Annotated in this window: 1 pseudogene; it reads left to right on the plus strand. The window is 58.1% G+C overall.

The annotated features are described in order from the left end of the window. Positions 1 to 158 (plus strand): annotated as a pseudogene (locus tag EXE44_RS18645) (TIGR01210 family radical SAM protein); the annotation flags it as partial. Positions 159 to 353 lie beyond the last annotated feature (195 nt).

Consider the following 353-nt stretch of genomic DNA (forward strand, 5'->3'; position numbering starts at 1 on the left):
ACTGCGGCGAGTGCGACGACCGCGTCCAGACCGCGATCAAGGACTTCGATAAACGGCAGGACCCGAGCGTCTTCGAGCAGGTGTCCTGCGAGTGCGAGGCCACCTGGGAGCACGTGATGGACGAGGAGACGAGCTACAACATGCCGCTGGCGCGGTAGCTCCCGTTCGACGGAAACGCCGAGGAAAACAGCCGGATCCACCGGAAACGATCCAGCCGAATTCCGATCACCATTTTTCTACTTTTAGAAACGAATGATCCGTTTTGTCCCGATTCGCGTGACGAGTACGCGTGACACTCCCGAACATACTGAACGATCAGGTCGAAAAAGACCCTTATAGCTCCGGGCCCTCCC

The sequence above is a fragment of the Halorubrum sp. SS7 genome (assembly GCF_005435055.1).
Taxonomy (GTDB): domain Archaea; phylum Halobacteriota; class Halobacteria; order Halobacteriales; family Haloferacaceae; genus Halorubrum; species Halorubrum salinarum.